Here is a 21,581-nt window from a genome sequence, read left to right as displayed (position 1 = left end):
AATTCTTACGAGTGGTTGCTCTGTTGAGTCTAGGGGTAGCAACAGCTGTTTTTATAGAGTGGGTTCTCGCTGCCATCACTTCCCACTCGCCTCTCTTGGTCGGTATTGATGTTTTTGCTGCCATCGCCCTTGGGTTAACCGCATTGGCCATCACCCTCATGGGATCCAGGAGCAGAGATCGAGAATTAGCATGCCTCCCCCAGCTCTGTGGCCTAGTGCTTGTTCTCATGGGGATGGCAATTGCCGTAGCAGTTTTCAATGCTCAGGAAATCACTGCTCCGTGGCAAGCTCTATCTTTGCCGGCCTACACCAGTTTGCTACGGCCTGTGGCCTTTATAGGGCTAGGGGTGGCCCTGTGGGGGGTCATGGGGGAGTCAAGTTGGCAAGTGATTTTCGGCCAAGGTGGGGCAATCACAAGTGCCTGTCTGCTGTTCCTTGAGGTATTGGCCGGTCTGTACCAATTGCCGCTGTCTCTTAGTACCTCTGCCCTTGGTCAAATCCTCGCCTGCGTTCTTCTTGGGCTGCTGAACCTCTGCCTTATCGAATGGCATCCCTCCCGAGGGGTGATGCGTTACTTCAGTTCACAAAAGATAGGTGGCCTACTTTTGCGGCGATTGTTGCCTTGGATCATCCTTGGTCCCCTCCTCATTGGTTGGGTAATTCAATGGGTGCACCACGATCGCCTATGGCTTTCGGAGCGCTTAGCCCAAGAGGTGCAGATCATCAGTATCATCGCTTTTTTGGTCACTCTTTTAGTTATTGAGGCTCAGCATCTGAACCAAGTAGAGCAGGAGCGGCAGTCATTTTGGCGCGCCTACACTGAAATGGACGAGGTGTTCCGCAACAGCCTGCTTTTGTCACCGCTGCCGATGGCGTTGGTGGCGGCGGATGGTCAACTGTGGTTGATGAATCGGGCATGGCAAGAGCAAACCGGCAGCAGCCCAGAGGAAACCCTCACATGGGAGGGGTGGTTGGCAATTGCCTTTCCTGAAGCAGCGCAACGCCAGTGGGCGGCCACAGAATTCCAACGCTGCCTTATAACGCAGGCACGGGTTGAGCATGGGGATGTGTGCATCCGCACTCGCGCCAAACAAGAGCGTATTTGGCAGATGGTTTCCCTGCCGCTGCAACTGCCCAACAGCAACCAACAGTTCATTTTACTGACGGCAGTGGATGTCACGCGACAACGGCAGCTAACCCAGCAACTTGCAGCCCAGCAAACGGAACTTGAGGCGCAGGTGATTGCCCGCACCCTCGATTTGCACAAAGTCAATGGGGAACTCCACGCCGCCCAAGAAAAGCTCAATCAACTGTTGGATCGCGCTGATGCCTTTGTCAGTGAAATACGGCTCTTTCCTGATGGCTCTTGGCGCTATGAGTATCTCTCCCAAGGGCACCTGCGCATTCTCGGCTACAGCCCCTTTGACTTTCAAGAAGACCCGAATCTTTGGCGATCGCGGGTTCCCTCCGAGGACTGGGAAGCCTATCATCGTCCGTTTCGCGAGAAATTACTCCAAGAAGGCTGTGCCCACACCGAATATCGCTTTCAACATCGCGACGGCCATGAGGTGTGGATTTCCCTCAATGCCACCGCTGAACCTCAAGGGGATGGCAGTTACCTGATCACCACGGTGGGGGTGGATGTCACCCAACGCAAAAAAGCCATGCTAGCCCTAGTGGAAAGTGAAACCCGTTTTCGCCAGATGGCCGATGCCTCACCTTTGATGATCTGGCTGGCAGATAGCAAAGGCACCATTGAGTTTGCCAACCAAACCATTTGCCGCGTCTTGGGCGCCTCCTTAGACCAAATCCTTGGCTGGAACTGGTTAGACCTTGTCCATCCTGAGGATCGGGAGCGCACCGAGCAGGCCATCCGTCTTGCCGTTGAGCAGCAGCAAAGCTATGAAATTGAGCACCGCCTGCGCAATGGCCAAGGTGTCTATCGCTGGGTACTCAAGCAAGCGGCACCCCGCTATGCCGAAGACGGCACTTGCATTGGCTACCTTGGTTCCTGCTTGGACATCACCAACATCAAGCTAGCGGAGGAGAAATTGCGGCAACTGGCTTGCCAGGATAGTTTAACGAATCTCCCCAATCGCACCTTCCTCACAGAAAAAATTGATCAACTGCTGGCTGCCTACCACCGCGGTGACATTCCGCCCTTTGCCGTTTTGTTTTTGGATTTGGATCGGTTTAAGGTCATCAATGATAGCTTGGGTCATGATGCCGGCGACGAGTTACTTCTAGAAATTGCCCATCGCCTTCGGTCGAGTATGCGCCAGCAGGACACCGTTGGCCGATTGGGAGGAGACGAGTTTATTGCCATCCTCGAACACATTGAGGGTCTCCAGCAGATTTATGAGTATGGCGATCGCCTGCGCCATTGCATTAGTGAACCCTATGTGCTCAAGGGCACTGAAGTAAGTGTCAGCGTCAGCATTGGCATCGCCATTGTTAATTCTCGTTACCGCACTGCCGGTGAACTGCTGCGGGATGCTGATATTGCCATGTATGCTGCCAAGGGGCAAGGGTGCAACGGTATGCAACTCTTTGAATCGGAGCACCACCAAGCGGTTTACACCCGCTTACAACGGGAACAGGAATTTCGCCGTGCCCTAGAGCAGGAGCAACTAGCGCTCTTCTACCAGCCCATTGTCAGCCTCAGTCAGGACAGCCTTGTTGGTTTTGAAGTATTAGTTCGTTGGCAGCATCCCGAAAACGGTTGGATCAGTCCGGCAGAATTTTTGCCCTTGGCTCTGGGGTTGGGTCTAGCCACAAAACTGGATCAATGGGTTCTGCAAAAGGCAATTTTCAACCTCTACCAATGGCAACAGACACTGGGTTCTCGGGCTGCCGACTTCACCCTCAGTGTCAATATTTCCAGTGCTTTCTTTAATTCTGGCCAAATGGTTCCTTTGCTCAAGCATCTGTTGCCGCTCTATGGGATTCGCGGCCAGCAAGTGATTCTGGAGATTACCGAGGAAGTGATCATGCCCGATTCAAGGTTTGCCCAAGAGCAATTGGAGGCGCTCCAAGCCCTTGATATTCGTTGTGGCATTGATGACTTTGGCACTGGCTATTCCTCCCTCAGCCGCCTTAGCCAACTGCCGTTGTATACCCTAAAGATTGACCAGTCCTTTGTCCGGGACATCGAAACCAATTTCCAAAATTTAGAAATTGTTCGTGCCATTATTAGCCTCGCCCGAGCCCTGCAACTAGAAGTGGTTGCCGAAGGCATTGAACATCTCTCCCAAAAGCAGTGCTTGCAGGCGTTGGGCTGTCAGCGGGGTCAGGGGTTTCTCTTTGGTAAACCCCTCTCTGAGGAGCAAGCGCACCAGTTACTACAAGCGAGGGTCACGCCTTGTCAAACGGAAAGCAAATAATTGTTGCATCAAGACCGCTATCTAGGGGTTAGCAAAGCCCCTTGGCTATCTTAGATAAAGACCGCTGAGTGGAGAAGCCTGATGACCCAGCCGTTGATTGCTAGCCTCATGCTGAGTCTTTCCCTTGGGGGAGCGATCGCCCCCTTTGCCATTGCCCAAGCAACTAATCCTGAGCCTGTCAACATTGTCGAGCTCGTTCGCGCCCGCAACTATGCCCGCCAAGCCGCAGAACGTGTCAATGGCGGATTAAGTCGCTATCGAGCCGATCAGTCCCTGCATGGGCCTGTCCGTGAAGCCCCCTATGTGCGCAATGCCGACGGCTCCTACACGTTTCGGATTTTGGGCCATCGAGTCAGCAATGGCGTGCCCGCATCCCTGCCCAGTATCGAAACTGTCGTTACTGTGGCTGCCGATGGTCGCACCACCATTGACTACAACGGCCCAATTCGCAACTAACTGACCAAGCCATCGCCTTTGGCTAAAAACTCCTTAAGGAACCAGCGATGTTTTTGGTGGGTTTGCACCAAACGGGTGTAGAGGTCAGCCGTACCAATGTCGCCCGCCTCAGTGGCCACTTCTGCATCTTGGTGCATCTCGGTAATGATCAGCTCATGGTTAGCGATCGCCTCCTCAATCATTTGCTTGACCGTGAGTTGGCCGCTTGAGGGGGTTACCGTTGCCACTTTGAGATAGTCTGCGGGGTCTGCCACTGGCTGGCCATCAAGCATCAAGCTACGCTCAGCCAGTTCATCAATCATGGCAAAGACTTCTGTTCCCTGTTCTTCAAACAGCAGGTGCAACTCCCGAAACAAGGGGCCATAGGTTAGCCAGTGGTACTTTTTATAGTTCAGATACAGGACAACCGCATTGGCCTGTTCCCGTTTCAGGGTGGCTAGCACTTGCTCTTTTAGCGTGATTGTTGCAGTCATAGTGGTCTCCTTTGACAGTTATCGAACTGTCCTGTCTATTTATCATACTCATAACGAGTACGTTTTAGCAACCTAGAGGGTGCTACTGCCATTCTATTGACATCTAAGATGGAGGTAGTCCCTTGCTGCTCATCAACGCTAGGATAGGCAGCATAAAAATAAGTTTGATGATTTTAGTGTTTTTTAGCTGCTGCTATGGACGCCTCAGCCAATCGCCCCGATACCTACGTTCCACACCTACAAGCACCCAGCCGTTCTGGTGAACAGCAGTGGGGGTTCATGCGTCCCAGTGAGCTGATTCTAGCGGCACCAACACCCCGACTATTATTGCACTCCGTTTACATGCAACGTTCAATTGTGTTGGATCAGTTACCCGTTTGGCAAATTGGTCGAAGTAAAGATTGTGATATTGTCCTACCCGATCGCTGGTGTTCGCGGCATCACATTCGCATTGAGCGGCAGGCGGATCATCGCTATCGGCTGACCGACCTCAGAAGCATGAACGGGACATTTGTCGGCAATAACCGTATCCACGCTCCCTATATCCTCAAACACGGCGATCGCATTTCCATTGGTGAGTCAGAACTAGAGTACATTGACCTGCGGGATGCGCCGAGTCCCCACCCCTACACCAATCATTCCCATGGGAGTAATGGCCAAGTCACGGTCTTGATGACCCACTCTTCGCGTACCCAAGGGGAAATGTGGCGGGAATTATTGAACTCCCAAGGGATTTCGACGATTTGGGCAACATCCCACTTTGAGTTAGAAAAAATTATTGCCCATGTGGAGTCCCTCAACTGCAAAGTCAGCCTCTTGCTCCTCGATTTGGGAATGCCAAAAACCAATCCCTACGATTTTTGTCGCCAGTATCGCCAGCGCTATCCAGAAATGAATGTCATTCTCCTCAGTGGCCTGCGCACCCGTGTCCATGAATCGGAGTGCAAGTGGGCGGTCAACCAAGGCGCGATGGCACTCTTTGCGGGCTTGCCGCGCGAAAATCTGTTTGGAGATCTCACGAGTATTACCGAGCGATTGCAAACGATCGCCCAAGCCATCGAATGGACCTACTTCAATCCTGAAGCCCTCACCAGTACCCTGCTGAAACTGCAGGATGCCGTGGATGCGGAGATGTCGTCGGGGATGGTCCTCTAGAACCGCTGCACGGATTGGTGAGCAGTGCTACAGTCAGTGAAAGTAGTGTTTTCAGCAGATAGCGAACATTGGTTGTTCTCACGTCACAAGTTAGTGCACTAGACAAATCCCTAGGGCGGCTGGAGTGGCCGCGTCTCTGTCAGCAGTTGGCAACGTTTGCTGCTACCAAACGGGGGATGCGCCAGCTGCAGGGGGGAGAGATTCTAGGGGGCACCCAAGCAGCCAGTCAAGTGCTGTTGGCTCAAACCACTGAGGTGATTACCCTGGAAACGGTGCACCAAGTGCACCTCGATTTTAGCCAAGTCACAGATATTGAACCGGCGCTGGCGCGGCTGGATCGCCAAGGCTGTTTGCAGGGAATGGAGCTACTGGCGATCGCCCACCTGTTGAGTGCGGCGCGGCAACAGCGGCGTCAAATTGAGGAACACACGCAACTCACGGCGCTTCAGCAACTGGTGGCCGGCATTCGCACCTATCCTGAGGTGGCTCAAGAAATCTACCGCTGTATTACTGATCAAGGGCAAGTGAGCGATCGCGCCAGTCCAGAATTGGCTGAGATTCGCCAGCAGCAACGGCAGTGCCGTGCCCAGATCCAGCAGCAACTGCAGCAGATTCTGCAGCAGCGAGCCAGTGCCATTCAAGAGGCGGTGGTCACCCAACGGCGCGATCGCTATGTGTTGGCAGTCAAAGCCACCCACAAAGACCAGATGCCGGGAATTGTCCACGATCTCTCCGCCAGTGGTGCCACGCTCTACATTGAGCCGCAAGAAACCATTGACCTGCAAAACCGCCTGCAACAACTTACCCATCAAGAGGCTGAGGCCGAACGCACCATTTGCCAAGCCCTCTCGGATCAGTTGGCCACGATTAGTGATGATTTGTGGTATCTGCTCGATGTGCTGACCACCCTCGATATGGCGGTCGCCCGTGCCCACTATAGTCTCTGGTTGCAGGGCAACCCACCCCAGTTTGTCAGTGACACGCGGCTGCACCTGAAGGCGTTGCGGCATCCCCTCTTGGTGTGGCAAGAGCACCATGAGCAAGGACAGACCGTGGTGCCCATTGACATTGAATTGCCCCCCCCCACCAAGGTAGTGACAATCACTGGCCCCAACACCGGCGGCAAAACAGCAACCTTGAAGGCCTTGGGCTTGGCAGCACTGATGGCAAAAGCAGGGTTGTATGTGCCAGCGGCAGCGCCCATAGAGTTGCCCTGGTTTACAGGGATTTGGGCAGACATTGGGGATGAGCAGTCCCTGACCCAAAACCTGTCCACCTTTTCCAGTCATATCTGCAATATCCGCGATATTCTCACCGAGCTCGAGATGACAGGGGGCAATACGTTGGTGCTCCTCGATGAAGTGGGGGCCGGCACGGATCCCAGTGAGGGTACAGCCCTAGCGATCGCCCTGTTGCGCTATCTGGCAGACCACGCCAGTCTCACCTTTGCCACCACCCACTATGGCGAACTCAAAGCCCTCAAGTATCAGGACAGCCGCTTTGAAAATGCCGCCGTTGAGTTTGATGAGACCACCCTTGCCCCGACCTATCGGCTGCTGTGGGGCATTCCGGGACAGTCTAATGCCCTAGCGATCGCCCAGCGGTTGGGGCTACATCCCAGTATTGTTGAAGGTGCCAAGGCCTTTTTAAGCGGTGACAGCAACAGTGTCAACGAGATGATTAGCGGGCTAGTGGCACAACGCCAAGTGCAGGAGTCGAAAACCACCGCTGCGGCAACCCTGCTTCGCGATACTGAAGCCCTCTACCAAGAAATTGCCACCAAAGCGCAGGAACTGCGACAACGCCAGCAGCAACTTCGTCAACAATTGGAAGAAGAGGTACGCACGGCTCTTCGTAGAGCACAGCAGGAAATTGCCAAAGTCATTGCTCAACTGCAACGCGCCAACAGTCCCGAACAGGTACAAGCTGCCCAAACGGCGCTGCATCAGATTGAGAAAACCTATCTACCACCACCTCCGCCCGTTGGCTTTATTCCTCAACCGGGCGATCGCGTTCGCTTGCCCCAATGGCAACAGGTGGGCGAAGTCCTCAGTGTCAGCCAGCAGGGGGATATTGTCGTCCAAGTGGGTTCCGTGAAATTTACCGTTCCTCCCCATGCGGTGGAATCCCTCAAGGGCGAACCAGTACGCACACCATCTAAACCCAAGTCCGACCCAGCTCAAGCTCCCCCCCCACTCCCTTCTCGCACCCCAGCACCCGCCATTCGCACAGAGAGCCGTACCCTCGATCTGCGGGGCAAGCGCACCCATGAGGCGGAACCCCTCCTAGAGGAATTTCTCAACCGCCAGCAGGGAACGGTTTGGATTATCCACGGCCACGGCAGTGGTGCCCTCCGCCAGTTTGTGCATCAATTTTTAGATCAGCACCCCAGCGTTCAAAGCTATCACCTTGCGCCTCCTGAAGAAGGTGGCCGGGGAGTAACCATTGTGCAGTTATAGGAACAAGACCCATGCAGCAGCGGATTAAGGACATTCTTCATCAAGGTCAAGTGGGCGATCGCGTCACCGTCAAGGGCTGGGTGCGCACCAAACGCGAACTCAAGGAATGTACGTTTGTCAACGTCAACGATGGCTCAACCCTAGCCGGATTGCAGGTGGTCATTCCCAACACCCTGGCAGCAGCAACGCCAGCCATTAAAGACCTGACCACAGGGGCTGCCGCAGAATTCAGTGGCGAACTGGTGCGTTCTCCCGGCAAAAACCAAACCATTGAACTCCATGCCCAACAGATTCACCTTTGGGGCGGTGCCGATCCAGAAACTTATCCCCTGCAAAAGAAACGCCACAGCTTTGAATTTCTACGCACCATTGGTCATCTCCGACCGCGAACCAATACCCTAGGCGCGGTGATGCGCGTGCGCAATGCCTGTGCCACTGCCATTCACCAGTTCTTTCAGGAGCGGGGATTCCTGTGGGTACACACCCCGATCATTACCGCCAGTGACTGCGAAGGGGCTGGGGAACTCTTTACCGTCACCACCCTGGATTTAGCGCAGCCACCCAAAACCCCAGAGGGGAATATTGACTTCAGTCAAGACTTTTTTGGTCGTCGTGCCTACCTCACCGTCAGTGGCCAACTGGAGGCAGAAATTATGGCCACAGCCTTTACCAATGTCTATACCTTTGGTCCCACCTTCCGCGCTGAAAACTCCAATACCTCGCGTCACCTTGCCGAGTTTTGGATGGTGGAGCCAGAGATGGCCTTCTGTGACCTGATGGGAGATATGGAACTGGCGGAGGCCTTTTTGCAGTTTGTCTTTCGCCATGTCCTTGACCACTGCAGTGAGGATATGGCCTTCTTTCAGGAGCGCATTGACAATAGCGTCATGGCCACCGCCGAACAGATGGCAACTCAACCCTTTGCCCGCCTTAGTTACACAGAAGCCATTCAAGTCCTAGAAAAAAGTGGCCGCGCCTTTGAATTTCCCGTGGCTTGGGGGCTAGACCTGCAATCGGAGCATGAGCGCTACCTTGCTGAGGAATACTGCCAGCGCCCCGTGATTGTTTATGATTATCCCGCTGCCATCAAAGCCTTCTATATGCGCCTCAATGACGATGGCAAAACTGTAGCAGCAATGGATGTCCTCGCCCCCAAAATTGGCGAGATCATTGGTGGCTCCCAGCGGGAAGAGCGCTTTGACGTGCTGCAGGAGCGAATTGTGAGCCAAGGCCTAGACCCTGCCCCCTACTGGTGGTACTTGGATTTACGCCGTTATGGCAGTGTCCCCCATGCTGGCTTTGGGCTGGGCTTTGAACGGTTGGTGCAGTTTATGACGGGCATGGACAATATCCGCGATGTCATTCCCTTTCCGCGTACACCGGGGAATGCGGAGTTCTAGCTCAGGGGGCTTGCTGTGCCTCAAAATAGCGGCCAATCGTTTCCACGTCCTTGTCGCCGCGTCCTGAACAGTTAATGACAATGCGCGGCTGACCGGTCAATTGCGGGCATAGCGTTTCCAGATAGGCCAAGGCATGGGCGGTTTCGAGGGCAGGGAGAATTCCCTCCAACTGAGCTAGACGCACACAGGCAGCCACGGCCTCAGCATCAGTGACACTGTAGTATTCTGCCCGACCAATGTCCTTGAGGTAGCTATGCTCTGGCCCCACGCCCGGATAGTCTAAACCGGCACTGATGGAGTGGGCCTCAACCACCTGACCATCGGCATCCTGCAAGAGATAGCTCATGGCACCGTGGAGTACCCCCACTTCCCCTTTGGTGAGGGTGGCAGCATGGTGACCCGTGTCCACCCCTTGACCCGCAGCTTCAACACCAATTAAGCGCACCTGCGGTTCCTCAACAAACTCATGGAAGAGTCCCATGGCATTGGAGCCACCGCCAACACAGGCGAGCAAAATATCGGGCAGCCCGCCCCATTTCTCAAGGCACTGCCGCCGCGTTTCTGCCCCAATGACGGCATGGAATTCCCGCACCAGCATCGGGTAGGGATGGGGCCCCGCCACTGAACCCAAGATGTAATGGGTGGTTTCAACATTCGTCACCCAATCGCGAATCGCTTCGGAGGTGGCATCTTTTAGGGTGCCTGTACCGGCACTGACGGGCGCCACTTCTGCTCCCAATAGACGCATCCGCAGCACGTTTAACCGCTGCCGCTCCATGTCTTGAACGCCCATGTAAATCACACATTGGAGGCCAAAGCGGGCACAGACGGTTGCCGTGGCTACCCCATGCTGACCAGCACCCGTTTCCGCAATAATGCGCTGTTTGCCCATGCGCTTGGCAAGGAGCACTTGACCGAGGGCATTGTTGATTTTGTGGGCACCCGTATGGTTGAGGTCTTCCCGTTTTAGATAGATCTGGGGTTGGGCTTGATCATGGGCATAGTGGGCACTGAGGCGTTCGGCAAAGTAGAGGGGACTAGGACGACCCACATAGTCTTGCAGAAGTTGCTGCAATTCGGCTTGAAAATCAGGGTCTTGGCGATAGTGGGCAAAGGCCGCCTCCAATTCACTGAGGGCGGGCATCAAGGTTTCGGGAACGTACTTGCCACCAAAGCGACCAAAGCGACCGCGGGAATCGGGGCGAGCAGCAGCACTGAGGGCAGCAGAGGGGGCAACAGTCACGGGCAAAGTCCTTTTTTCATCAAGGGTTCCTTATGTGATTGTGCCACGCTACGGGCGGGAACGGCGGGCAGTGCCTAGGGGATTGAGCCACTCCAACAGACACTCCTCCAGAATCTGCATTTCGGGAAAGAGACTTTGCTTGATCCACTGGCCGACGGCATCTAGGGGAGAAAATTCTGCGCCGACTTGCCACTTGAGTCCTTGGCTGAGGGGGGTGAGGTGATTCCCCGGTAGCTTCAAGGCAGTGACCATATCGCCAAATTTGGCTCTGAGGAGACTGCGCAGGCGGGCTGTTTGGTCAATATCGTCCTCTTGGAAACGGATCAAGAGATTACGGCGCACAGGATAGCGCTCTTGAATCAGTTTTTCGGTTTCTGTCGGGCTGGGACTGAATTCGACACCCACGGGGGCAAGGTTTTCTATCCAAGGAATGGATTGACTGGCGGGGTAGTTGTTGAAGGCCATGAAGAGATTGCCGGCGCGATCGCCATCGTAGAGGCTATTGATCAGCAGGTGGAGCTTGCAGCCCATACTGTGTCCCAAACCATAGATGGGCAATGCCACTGGGTAGCCTCGGCGATAGATCAACCAATCAAGGGCATAGTCGAGTTTATTTAGCACATCGAGGGCGATCGCCCCATGGTCAAAGGTGTTCACAAAGGGCGTGGCAATAATGCCATAGCCGGCTTCGGCAAGATGCTCCAACAGACGGCGGTAGGTTACTTGGGGTGCGGTGGCCACAAAGGCGCCGCCGAGAAAGTGAATCCACCCCAAGGGGCGCGGGGGAATATACAACCAATTGCCGCGAACTTCTTGCCACTGCAAAATCAATGACTCCAAAAGATACCTCACTGCTAGTAATCTAGCGAATACAAGAGATGCGGTGGGAGAGCCCAAGGAATGATTCAGACGATCGTTGGCAGTGGTGCAGCAGTCCTCGGAGCCATTGCGGCTTTGATCTTCTTGGCCTTGGAATGGCGGTATCGGCGGCGGCCAGCCCATCCCCTTGAAGTGATCCGTGCCACTTGGAATCTGGAAATCTATGAGCCAACCCACTACCGTTTTGTCGGGCTATTGGGACTGAGCAACCCCCACCGTGGCCTTGAGGTGATGGTGCCAGACTTACGGGCAGAGGTGGTGCTATTGTCCGATGGCCGTGTCGATATGATTCAGACGGATGTGCAGGTCATCCCCCGCCACCCGGAGCCAGAATTTCTCCCCCGTGCCGATGGCTATTGGTTTGCCTATATCGTCAAGTCCACCAAGCAAACGAATGTCGAGATTTGTGTGGATTTGCAGGGAATTGGCGTGAGCGAGGTCAAGGCTGCTTGGGTCAAGATTCACTACATTGCCTATGGCCCCCACGGTCGCTTTGCCAAAACCCACCATGAATTTATCCCCCTCAAGTTTCCGGCCACGGGAGATACAGGTGTGTGGCGACAGGCGGAGAGATGTCAGGTACTCCCCATTCGCACCCATTTACTGACGCCGTTGGATATTCCCCTAGAGGTGCTCAATCGCTATGTGATGCCCCATGCCCAACCTGGAGACATTGTTGCCATTGGGGAAACACCCCTTGCCATTATCCAAGGTCGCCTCAAGGATCCGGCACAAATGCAACCGGGGTGGGTAGCAACGCGGGTGTGTCAGTTTTTCTTGCCCACCTCAAGTTTGGCCACCGCCTGTGGCATGCAAGCGCTAGTGGAGGAAGTGGGAGCGCTACGGGTACTCTTGGCCTTTTTGGGGGGGGCGATCGCCAAAGTCTTTGGCCACAAGGGCGGATTTTATCAATTGGCTGGCGAACAAGCCCGCCTCATTGACGATGTGACAGGTACTCTGCCCCCCTACGATCAATTTATTGTTATGGGACCTGTTAACCCCCAAGCCGTCGTGGAGGATCTAGCAGCAAAAACGGGTTTGGGCATCGCCATTGTGGATGTTAACGACCTAGGGGCAGTCAAGGTGCTTGCCGCTAGCCAAGGAGTCTCCCCTCACTTCCTCACGACTGCTCTGAAGAAAAACCCCGCCGGTAATGCCGATGAGCAAACACCCATTGTCTTAATCCGGCCTTGCGGTGTTTCTCCGAGCTCGACTGAGGGTTTCCTAGACAAGATGCATTAGCTCTTATGGCCAACATTGCGAAGAAAAATATAATTCTGTTTCTTTAAAACATTGCGGTATATTGGCAAAATAATATTCTTTGCAATATTTCTTATCCCTGACCAGCCAGTTGTATATTGATATTGCTTAAGTATTGGAATATAAACTTCTTCCATTTGTGCTACTTCTGCCATCTTAATAAGAGATGATCTCCGAAAGAAGTTGATATGTTCTAACGGGGCTACAGGGTTGAGGGAATTAGGAGAACCCTTTGGTGATGTCCAGTCCATGATCTTCAATCGGCGATCTATGTCGTTGGCAGTGGGCACACTTATCTTGACCATGCCATTTGGTTTTAAAGCCATCCTCAAATACTTTAAGGTATTCAGAGGCTCTGATATGTGTTCAAATACCTGCTCAGTATTAATGAAGTCAAACTGATACTGATGAATTTCATCCCAGCTAATTACCTTTATGCCATTTGACTGAGCATGTGCTATGCACTCTTTTGATAACTCTACTCCGTACACCTCACATCCAAAAGCTTTAGCCATCAGCGCCCAGTTACCCCAGCCCATACCGAAATCAAGAAAGTTCAATCGAAAAGGCTTTTCATTAAAATACGAAATAATCTGCATGATTTCTTTTACATAGCGAGAATAGTAATCAAGACTAGTGCTCTCTTGATGCTCTTTAAAGGATTCCTTTGAATTTATCCAGTGGTCATACAGCCTTTCCATTAGAGTTCTGTTGGGGATATCTCTTTGAAAAATCATTCCGCAGATGTCACATTCGCATAGAATATAAACTGCTCCTTCTAAATAATCAAACTCAACTCTTCCTGAATAAAAATCGTTGAGGTAATCCTTAATCGGTGGTCTATCATATTCAGCCTCATAAATTATTTGGAATGCCGCAGAACCACATGCTGGACACTCTTTGCGTGTTTCAAACCAACAATTTGTCATTTTCCTGTTTCCATTTCCACTAGTTCGACTGGGAAAGAATCCCAGCACCTTCTAAGAATAGTCTAATTCCGTGTTGTTTCCATTAATTCGGCTGGGAAAGAATCCCAGCACACCTTGGTCAAACTGTGATTTCTAAGCGTGACGAGTTTCCATTAATTCGGCTGGGAAAGAATCCCAGCACGCAAGAAAAAGAGTTAGAGGAGCGTGCTCCGAAAAAGTTTCCATTAATTCGGCTGGGAAAGAATCCCAGCACTTCTTCAGCTACATGGAAAACAAAGGGTTCGACTAGTTTCCATTAATTCGGCTGGGAAAGAATCCCAGCACGCTTAATTTTCTTCGATGAGCTCAACGCGGCTCCGTTTCCATTAATTCGGCTGGGAAAGAATCCCAGCACCAGGGTTGCTTGGGGAAGAAGTGGCGACCCAATTTTGGTTTCCATTAATTCGGCTGGGAAAGAATCCCAGCACTTAGCGATGGGAAGCCGTTCATTCTAGACCTGAAAGTTTCCATTAATTCGGCTGGGAAAGAATCCCAGCACGTGGAAAACATTATGAACTTTATCAAGCGCCTTTCGTTTCCATTAATTCGGCTGGGAAAGAATCCCAGCACGGAAACCATTTATGCTCAAACTAAAAAGCTTCAAGTTTCCATTAATTCGGCTGGGAAAGAATCCCAGCACGTCCAAGAAATTGAGACGCAAAAAGAAGACAAGTTTCCATTAATTCGGCTGGGAAAGAATCCCAGCACTACTGGAAATGTACGAAAGACTGAAGAAGAAGAAGTTTCCATTAATTCGGCTGGGAAAGAATCCCAGCACTAGAGTGGCTAAACAAACGTGCCGCTGAAGAGCGGGTTTCCATTAATTCGGCTGGGAAAGAATCCCAGCACACAAGACAAAAAATTATTGAAGGCAGCAGGCCTGTGTTTCCATTAATTCGGCTGGGAAAGAATCCCAGCACGGAAACCATTTATGCTCAAACTAAAAAGCTTCAAGTTTCCATTAATTCGGCTGGGAAAGAATCCCAGCACGTCCAAGAAATTGAGACGCAAAAAGAAGACAAGTTTCCATTAATTCGGCTGGGAAAGAATCCCAGCACTACTGGAAATGTACGAAAGACTGAAGAAGAAGAAGTTTCCATTAATTCGGCTGGGAAAGAATCCCAGCACTAGAGTGGCTAAACAAACGTGCCGCTGAAGAGCGGGTTTCCATTAATTCGGCTGGGAAAGAATCCCAGCACACCCTTCTTGCTGCGTTAGAGGGCGTTCCTGAGCGGTTTCCATTAATTCGGCTGGGAAAGAATCCCAGCACAGGCTCCCCTCCCCTATGCATCAATCACAATCCAAGTTTCCATTAATTCGGCTGGGAAAGAATCCCAGCACGTAACGCGCAAGACGTAAACGCGCAAGCTAGTAAGTTTCCATTAATTCGGCTGGGAAAGAATCCCAGCACACCGCTAAAGTGACCGCAATTGCAGAAGCGTTTCCATTAATTCGGCTGGGAAAGAATCCCAGCACTAGGGAGAATTGCTGTTATGTCTGTTAAACAGTCTAAAGTTTCCATTAATTCGGCTGGGAAAGAATCCCAGCACAGCAGTAGCGGTAAAAGTGCTAAAGCTATTCGGTTAGGAGTTTCCATTAATTCGGCTGGGAAAGAATCCCAGCACCTTCATCAGGCAGCAGTAGTGGTAGTGGCAATGGGTTTCCATTAATTCGGCTGGGAAAGAATCCCAGCACTTCGTTATTTTTTAGGAGGCTGATTATGGCTATTAAGTTTCCATTAATTCGGCTGGGAAAGAATCCCAGCACAGCCAATACCATTAAAATCTGCGTAGCTGGCTGGGTTTCCATTAATTCGGCTGGGAAAGAATCCCAGCACATACGCAGCCAACTAATGCGCAGCCAACTAATGCGGTTTCCATTAATTCGGCTGGGAAAGAATCCCAGCACGCCCCACAAATGTAATATTGTCACTTGTAGAAGGCTGTTTCCATTAATTCGGCTGGGAAAGAATCCCAGCACTGGTAGTGGCAAAACTTCTAAAAGTGTACGACTAGGTTTCCATTAATTCGGCTGGGAAAGAATCCCAGCACGGCACCCTCCTAGAAGGTGCTCTACGACTACTATAGCACAGGTCATTTTCAAGCACCTAGACGAGATCATTTTTTTGTTTTTGTAAAATTTTTAGATCCGTAGGGTCACAGGACGTGAAAGTCACTCTGGAACTGAATTTCGGGAAAATTCAAGCACCTCCAAATCTGTTAGAAATTGCTCAAAGCGTTGTGGAGACTGGGTTTGAGAAAATTGCCGAGCTGAGAGGATATTTTTGTCCAGAGGTGCTTGATCAAGTCCTCAAGGATCTCAATTCACAACAGCAATCTTTTGCCTTCAGGAGCAAAATTAGGGACACAGCGCGAAACCTCTATACTGAGGATGTTGAACCTCTGGCGATGTCCTTTGCACCATGAGCTTGCTCCACGTTGCTGATGTCTATGCTGGTTATATTCCCGATGTGGATATTCTACGGGGCGTTAATTTTCGTCTCGAAGCCGGCGAGCTAGTGGCGGTCATTGGCCCCAATGGAGCGGGAAAATCAACCTTGGCAAAAACGATCGCTGGGTTACTGACGCCCCGCCTCGGCACAATTACCCTCGCTGGCGAAGATATTACCTACTTGCGTCCCAACCAAATTGTCAAAAAGGGAATTGGCTACGTGCCGCAAATTGCCAATGTCTTTCGTACCCTGACGGTTGAAGAAAATCTGGAGATGGGTGCCTTTACGAAAAGCGGCAACCTCAAGGCCCTCAAAGAGCGGGTCTATGACACCTTTCCTCGCTTGGCTGAGCGCCGACAGCAACGGGCAGGCACACTTTCCGGGGGAGAACGGCAAATGCTGGCCATGGGACGCGCCATGATGCTAGACCCGCAAATTATGGTCTTGGATGAACCCTCCGCGGCTCTCTCCCCAGCTCTTGTCAATGATGTCTTTGCCAAAATCAAGGAAATTAATGCCCAAGGCACCGCTATTATTCTGGTGGAGCAAAATGCCCGCAAAGCCCTTGCCATGAGCGATCGCGGGTATGTCTTAGAAATGGGCAAAGATCGCTATGAGGGATTGGGCAGCGAACTACTCAATGACCCTAAAGTGGGGGAACTCTACCTCGGAATTGTGCGGGCAGAGCCTTAGGGCACAGGGCTAAAAATTGCTGTTTCGAGAGCAATTAGGCTTTTTTCCAAATCATCATTGACAATTTGAACATCAAATTCTGGAGCCGCAGCAATTTCGGTTTCCGCTTGAGCTAAACGGCGGGCAATGGCCTCCTCACTATCTTGGCCACGGCTACGCAGACGGTGTTCAAGTTCCGCTAAAGATGGCGGCAGAATAAAAATGTGACGCGCTTGAGGATAGGACTGGCGAACTTGGCGTGCCCCTTGCAGTTCAATTTCAAGGATGACGGTTTTTCCTTGGGCAATGAGTTGCAGCAACGGATTGCGTGGGGTGCCGTAGTAGTGGCCAGCAAACTCTGCCCATTCCAAGAGTTGCCCAGCAGCAATCATTCCCTTAAATTCTTCTACAGAGACAAAATAGTAATCCACCCCTTCAACCTCCGTGGGGCGTGGCGGACGGGTCGTTGCCGAAACCGAAAGTGCCAGTTCGGGATGTCGCTGTCGCAGTTGCCGTAGAAGCGTCCCTTTGCCGACCCCACTAGGGCCAGTAATCACAATGAGTTGTCCGGGCTGGGGCGTTGCACTGGTCATAACTGCACGGGGGGGAAACTTTTTGATCCTACTCTGTTTGCTCAGAGTTTTATCATTAAGGCAGCGTGGTTGAGGAATGGCCGTGAAGATTCATTTGCCCAGTGAGAGTGAAAATGCTCGCATTGAAATGCTGCCGCTGATTGATGTGGTCTTTTGTATCCTCACGTTCTTTATTTTGGCGGCGGTGAGTCTGACGCGGCAGCAGGCGATTACCTTGAATTTGCCCCAAGCCAGCACCAGTCAAGCGCAGTCGCAAAAGATGCTGGTGGTGAGCATTGATCCGGCAGGGCAACTTTTTGTGGATAAAGACCCCGTCAACCGCAGTGAACTCTATGAACGCTTGGCCACCTACTTGAAAACGAATCCCCAAGGAATGGTGATTTTGCGGGCATCACAGGTGGTAAGCTACAACGAAGTCATCCAAGTCTTGGATCTCCTGCGATCGCTCGGGGGCAATCGTGTGGCCTTGGCCACGCAACCCGTCGAACAACCGGTGCTGAGGACGGAGACCCGCCCTAACCCTCTCCCCTCGCCACCAGCCAACGATCAACCCACGCCTTCGAATCCATAGGCAGTTACGGTGGAACCCATTTCCAGTATTCCTGTTGCCCCGGACGGCTTTCGCTCTGGCTTTGTCGCCTTAGTGGGTCGCCCCAATGTAGGCAAGTCCACCCTCTTTAACCATCTGCTGGGGCAAAAGGTCGCCATTACCTCTCCCGTAGCGCAAACCACCCGCAACCGCTTACGGGGCATCCTGACAACGGCAACGGCGCAATTGATCTTTGTGGATACCCCCGGCATCCATAAGCCTCACCATCGCCTTGGGGAAGTGCTGGTGCATAATGCCAAGGGCGTTCTCAATCGGGTGGATGCCATTGTCTTTGTGGTGGATGCGGCAAGTGCCCCCGGTGGGGGCGATCGCTACGTAGCAGAATTACTGGCTAAAGTAAAATCCCCTGTGCTTTTGGCCATCAATAAAATTGACCTCTTGCCGGCAGGGGAGCGTCCACAGCGGCAACAGGACTATCAAACCCTTGGCCCTTGGCCAGCCTATCCCTGCTCGGCGCTCACGGGAGAGGGAGTTGGTGTATTGCAATCGGCGATTGAAGCGCAGTTGCCCCTTGGCCCCTATTACTATCCGCCAGAGATGGTCACCGATCAGCCGGAGCGCTTCATCATGGCGGAATTGATCCGTGAGCAAATTTTGCATCACACCCGCGAGGAAGTCCCCCATTCGGTGGCCGTGACGATTGAACAGGTGCAGCAAGATCGCAACCTGACTCGTGTCCACGCCGTGATTTATGTGGAGCGTCCAACCCAAAAGGCGATTATTATCGGCCAAGGGGGTCAGTTGCTCAAACAAATGGGCACCGCTGCCCGCCAAGAAATTCAAACCCTCATTGGTGGCAAGATTTACTTAGAACTGTTTGTCAAGGTACGCCCCCGCTGGCGACAGGATCGGTTGCGCTTGGCGGAGTTGGGCTATCGCATTGAGAAGGATTAAGCCGATGGAGACAGCATTGCGAGTGGGTGTGGCAGGGCCTGTGGGGTCAGGTAAAACCACCCTTGTGGATGCCCTTTGTAAAGCTTTGGGCGATCGCGATCGCCTAGCGGTTGTGACTAATGATATTTACACCCAAGAGGATGCCCAGTTTTTGGTGCGTTCCCAAGCCCTTCCCCCCGAGCGAATTCTCAATGTTGAAACGGGGGATGTCCCCACACCGCTTGGCTGCGACCTTTAGCCCAGAGCTGGTGGATTTAACGATTTACGCGATTGATGTGGCTGCTGGCGATAAAATTCCCCGTAAAGGCGGGTCGGGGATTACCAAGTCGGATTTATTGGTGATTAATAAAATTGATCTTGCCCGCTATGTAGGGGCTGATTTAGAGGTAATGAAACGGGACACCCTGAAAATGCGGGGCGATCGCCCCTATGTGATGACGAACTTGAAAACTGGCCTTGGGCTAGATCAGGGGATTGCCTTTCTCGCATCCCATTTAGCAGCCTAAACAGCATGGTACGGAAGTTGACCCAACGCACAAAAAATCACTGATCACCATCACTGGCAAGGCAACAATTTGCCCCTTAGAATCGTCCTATCGGTGTCGTCAGGTAGGAAGTATGATGAGCTACGCATGGGTGAGGGGTGCGACGCTCGGAGCAACGGGGTTAGTGGCCATGGCTACTCGATTGAGGATCCGCCCCCTTGCCGTTCCCCTAAGTTTGGCAGTGGTCATGATTGGGGCGATCGCCCATGCCTCTTGGGCAAGTTATCGTCCACCCGCTAATATTGGCCGCCCCGGTAACCGTGAGGGAGCTGCAACGCGGATTGCCCGTCCCATGCTACTGCGGGAAAGTACTGGTGGCATCGAAAGCTGTCTAACTGAGCCAAAACAAACTGTGGTTGCCCTCGTGCCCAAGGATAACAATGGCCTTAGCAGCACCCCCACCCCTACCCTCTATAGCTTCATTCCCGCCAACAAGGGGGCCACCCTAACCCTGACGCTGCGGGATCCCCAAGGCACAGAAGTCTATCGCCAAGAGCGTCTTGCCCCCACAGAAGCGGGTATTATTGGCTGGCCTGTGGAGAATGTTGCCCTCAAAAATGGTGTGGATTACCAGTGGCAACTCACCCTCACCTGTACCAATGGCACCACAGCCGTCAAAACCGTCAGTTGGTTTCGACCGATGCCCTTATCGCCAAGCCAACAGCAGCGAATCGTGCAAGCTAAAGATGTGGCGGATGCCTTTGCCATGGCGGGCTACTGGTACGACACCCTCAATCAACTGGCCAAACAACGCCTAGCGCAGCCGGGGAATGCCCAACTTCAGCAAAAATGGCAAGCCCTGTTGCAGTCTGCCGCTGTCCAGTTGGCCAATGTGGCGAATCAACCCCTCATCCCCTTACCACCCCAGCCCTAGCCCTCTAGGGAAAGGTCTGCCAGCCACTGGTAAAGGTCAGGAATATTGGCGTTGGGTTGCAGCAGATCTTCTTTGATGTGCATCAGTACCTTGGCCAAGGGTTCGGCGCGATCGCGATACTCAGCAACACTGGCCAGCAGATCCGTAAATACCTGTTCTTCAATCTGGGCGCGGGGGGGTGGTTCAGCCGTCGCATCACGGTAGGTTTGATAGGCCACAGGGGTTGCGGCAAACCCCAATCGAAAAATGAACGCATTGGCTGCCTCCTGCAATTCCCCTTGGAGCGATCGCACAGACAAATCGCCCCGCTCAAACCCCACTTCGCCTTTTAGGGTGACTTCGACAATCGCCTCTGCCATGTCTGAGCGATGCCGCTGCACCAGTTGCTGCAGTTGGCTTTCCACATGGCTCACGGTGTCACTGGGGGTGAGGGTGAGGGTGTAGCGATGGATAGGACGCTGCCAATAGTCGCGCTTGAGTTCCGCTTGGGGTGGTCCCTGATCGAGGGTAACCAACAGCACCCCCCGCGGATTTTGCTGCTGATTTTCCTGAATCGAATTGGCCTCGACGGAGCCGGGATTAAAGATCCAATCCTCAACGGCGTAGTGGCGATGAATATGCCCTAGGGCAAGATAATCCACACCCGCTTGGCGCAGGGGTAGGAGGTCGTTGTAGCGCAATGCCCCTTGGTAACGGGAGACTTGCCCCTCAAGGCCGTGGTGAAAGAGCAAAATCGTCGCACCAGCAGCGGGCGGTAGTGCCTGAATTTGACTGGCCAGCTGTTGGATGGCACGGGGGGCACTGGCACCATACCACTGGGAACCAATGACGCGCACGCCACAGGGGAGATCCATATAGCCACCCCGCGCTGCCTCGGCGTCCCACGGCTGTAATTGGCCACTTTCGTCAGGTTCCAGTAGATAGAGATAGTCTTTTTCACAGAGGTAGCGGAGCCAATTGGACTTGACACCGTAGGGGCAGTTATCGTGGTTGCCCTCGATCGCCAGCACGGGAATCCCCGCCGATCGCACCTTGTCGAGGACGTATTCCGCTTGATTGAGAATGCCGGGGGTAATCATCCGCTCCTCAAAGAGATCGCCAGCAATCAGGACAAAATCCACCTGTGCCTCGATGGCGTAGGTTTGCAGGGCACTGTCAAAGGCGGTGAAAAAATCAAACGTGCGATTGGGATTCTCTTGGCGGTACTTGTTAAAGCCAAGGTGAACATCGGCAACATGGAGAAAACGCACCATTTCGCACTGTCT

At 52.8% G+C, this 21,581-nt stretch carries 17 protein-coding genes, 1 pseudogene and 1 CRISPR repeat array; of the genes and pseudogenes, 12 read left to right on the top strand and 6 right to left on the bottom strand.

What is annotated here, in order from left to right:
* Window positions 1–227 precede the first annotated feature (227 nt).
* Together RHK62_RS06765 and RHK62_RS06760 are read left to right on the top strand one after the other, a co-directional pair.
* Window positions 228–3,383, top strand: coding sequence for an EAL domain-containing protein (locus RHK62_RS06765; protein ID WP_310453464.1), 3,156 nt, complete (start codon window positions 228–230; stop codon window positions 3,381–3,383).
* 81 nt (window positions 3,384–3,464) lie between these two features.
* The gene (locus RHK62_RS06760; protein WP_302677638.1) at window positions 3,465–3,839 is read left to right on the top strand and encodes a hypothetical protein; all 375 of its coding nucleotides are present in this window, start codon (window positions 3,465–3,467) and stop codon (window positions 3,837–3,839) included.
* On the opposite strand, the gene RHK62_RS06755 is transcribed toward RHK62_RS06760, so the two are convergent.
* The gene (locus RHK62_RS06755) at window positions 3,836–4,312 is read right to left on the bottom strand and encodes a Dps family protein (protein ID WP_206200104.1); all 477 of its coding nucleotides are present in this window, start codon (window positions 4,310–4,312) and stop codon (window positions 3,836–3,838) included. The genes RHK62_RS06760 and RHK62_RS06755 overlap by 4 nt on opposite strands.
* Window positions 4,313–4,507: 195 nt before the next feature.
* Between RHK62_RS06755 and RHK62_RS06750 the strand changes: the two genes are divergently transcribed.
* The 3 genes from RHK62_RS06750 (at window position 4,508) to asnS (ending at window position 9,326) form a co-directional block, all read left to right on the top strand.
* The gene (locus tag RHK62_RS06750) at window positions 4,508–5,467 is read left to right on the top strand and encodes an FHA domain-containing protein (RefSeq protein WP_310453463.1); all 960 of its coding nucleotides are present in this window, start codon (window positions 4,508–4,510) and stop codon (window positions 5,465–5,467) included.
* A gap of 68 nt (window positions 5,468–5,535) precedes the next feature.
* Window positions 5,536–7,926, top strand: coding sequence for an endonuclease MutS2 (locus RHK62_RS06745; protein ID WP_310453462.1), 2,391 nt, complete (start codon window positions 5,536–5,538; stop codon window positions 7,924–7,926).
* A gap of 11 nt (window positions 7,927–7,937) precedes the next feature.
* Window positions 7,938–9,326: an asparagine--tRNA ligase gene (gene asnS, locus RHK62_RS06740; RefSeq protein WP_310453461.1), complete on the top strand. Its 1,389-nt coding sequence runs from the start codon at window positions 7,938–7,940 to the stop codon at window positions 9,324–9,326.
* A 1-nt stretch (window position 9,327) separates the two neighbouring features.
* Here the strand turns inward: asnS and trpB are convergent, their stop codons facing one another.
* Together trpB and RHK62_RS06730 are read right to left on the bottom strand one after the other, a co-directional pair.
* Window positions 9,328–10,569 (bottom strand): tryptophan synthase subunit beta, encoded by a 1,242-nt coding sequence (gene trpB, locus RHK62_RS06735; RefSeq protein ID WP_302678242.1) that lies wholly within the window; start codon window positions 10,567–10,569, stop codon window positions 9,328–9,330.
* A gap of 48 nt (window positions 10,570–10,617) precedes the next feature.
* On the bottom strand, window positions 10,618–11,394 hold the full coding sequence (locus RHK62_RS06730; RefSeq protein WP_399378038.1) for a DUF1350 family protein: 777 nt from the start codon (window positions 11,392–11,394) through the stop codon (window positions 10,618–10,620).
* A 75-nt stretch (window positions 11,395–11,469) separates the two neighbouring features.
* On the opposite strand from RHK62_RS06730, the gene RHK62_RS06725 reads away from it, so the two are divergent.
* Window positions 11,470–12,690 (top strand): F420-0:Gamma-glutamyl ligase, encoded by a 1,221-nt coding sequence (locus RHK62_RS06725; protein ID WP_310453459.1) that lies wholly within the window; start codon window positions 11,470–11,472, stop codon window positions 12,688–12,690.
* On the opposite strand, the gene RHK62_RS06720 is transcribed toward RHK62_RS06725, so the two are convergent.
* The gene (locus RHK62_RS06720) at window positions 12,687–13,637 is read right to left on the bottom strand and encodes a class I SAM-dependent methyltransferase (protein ID WP_310438040.1); all 951 of its coding nucleotides are present in this window, start codon (window positions 13,635–13,637) and stop codon (window positions 12,687–12,689) included. The genes RHK62_RS06725 and RHK62_RS06720 overlap by 4 nt on opposite strands.
* Before the next feature lie 12 nt (window positions 13,638–13,649).
* A CRISPR array of direct repeats spans window positions 13,650–15,727; the repeat unit is 36 nt; unit sequence GTTTCCATTAATTCGGCTGGGAAAGAATCCCAGCAC.
* 114 nt (window positions 15,728–15,841) lie between these two features.
* Here RHK62_RS06720 and RHK62_RS06715 point away from each other — a divergent pair.
* Window positions 15,842–16,102, top strand: coding sequence for a hypothetical protein (locus tag RHK62_RS06715; protein WP_206201541.1), 261 nt, complete (start codon window positions 15,842–15,844; stop codon window positions 16,100–16,102).
* Complete coding sequence (locus RHK62_RS06710) at window positions 16,099–16,821, top strand: ABC transporter ATP-binding protein (protein ID WP_206201540.1); 723 nt, start codon at window positions 16,099–16,101, stop codon at window positions 16,819–16,821. The genes RHK62_RS06715 and RHK62_RS06710 overlap by 4 nt, the downstream gene beginning before the upstream one ends.
* On the opposite strand, the gene gmk is transcribed toward RHK62_RS06710, so the two are convergent.
* A complete protein-coding gene (gene gmk / locus RHK62_RS06705) occupies window positions 16,818–17,393 on the bottom strand; it encodes a guanylate kinase (protein ID WP_302679128.1) in 576 nt (191 codons plus the stop codon). The genes RHK62_RS06710 and gmk overlap by 4 nt on opposite strands.
* 76 nt (window positions 17,394–17,469) lie before the next feature.
* Here gmk and RHK62_RS06700 point away from each other — a divergent pair, with 76 nt between their 5' ends.
* From RHK62_RS06700 to RHK62_RS06685, 4 genes and pseudogenes are all read left to right on the top strand, one after another.
* Entirely contained in the window at window positions 17,470–17,964 is a 495-nt protein-coding gene (locus RHK62_RS06700) for a biopolymer transporter ExbD (protein ID WP_286626496.1), read from the top strand.
* 9 nt (window positions 17,965–17,973) lie between these two features.
* The gene (gene era, locus RHK62_RS06695; protein ID WP_206201538.1) at window positions 17,974–18,897 is read left to right on the top strand and encodes a GTPase Era; all 924 of its coding nucleotides are present in this window, start codon (window positions 17,974–17,976) and stop codon (window positions 18,895–18,897) included.
* A 4-nt stretch (window positions 18,898–18,901) separates the two neighbouring features.
* Window positions 18,902–19,403: pseudogene (locus tag RHK62_RS06690) on the top strand (GTP-binding protein).
* A 115-nt stretch (window positions 19,404–19,518) separates the two neighbouring features.
* Window positions 19,519–20,316: a DUF928 domain-containing protein gene (locus tag RHK62_RS06685; RefSeq protein ID WP_310453458.1), complete on the top strand. Its 798-nt coding sequence runs from the start codon at window positions 19,519–19,521 to the stop codon at window positions 20,314–20,316.
* On the opposite strand, the gene RHK62_RS06680 is transcribed toward RHK62_RS06685, so the two are convergent.
* Window positions 20,313–21,569 (bottom strand): exonuclease SbcCD subunit D, encoded by a 1,257-nt coding sequence (locus RHK62_RS06680; RefSeq protein ID WP_399373374.1) that lies wholly within the window; start codon window positions 21,567–21,569, stop codon window positions 20,313–20,315. The genes RHK62_RS06685 and RHK62_RS06680 overlap by 4 nt on opposite strands.
* Window positions 21,570–21,581: the final 12 nt, after the last annotated feature.

The organism is Thermosynechococcus sp. HY213 (assembly GCF_031460975.1).
GTDB lineage: Bacteria > Cyanobacteriota > Cyanobacteriia > Thermosynechococcales > Thermosynechococcaceae > Thermosynechococcus.
The sequence above is the reverse complement of the archived record's forward strand: the minus strand, read 5'-3'. Positions and strand labels throughout refer to the sequence as shown.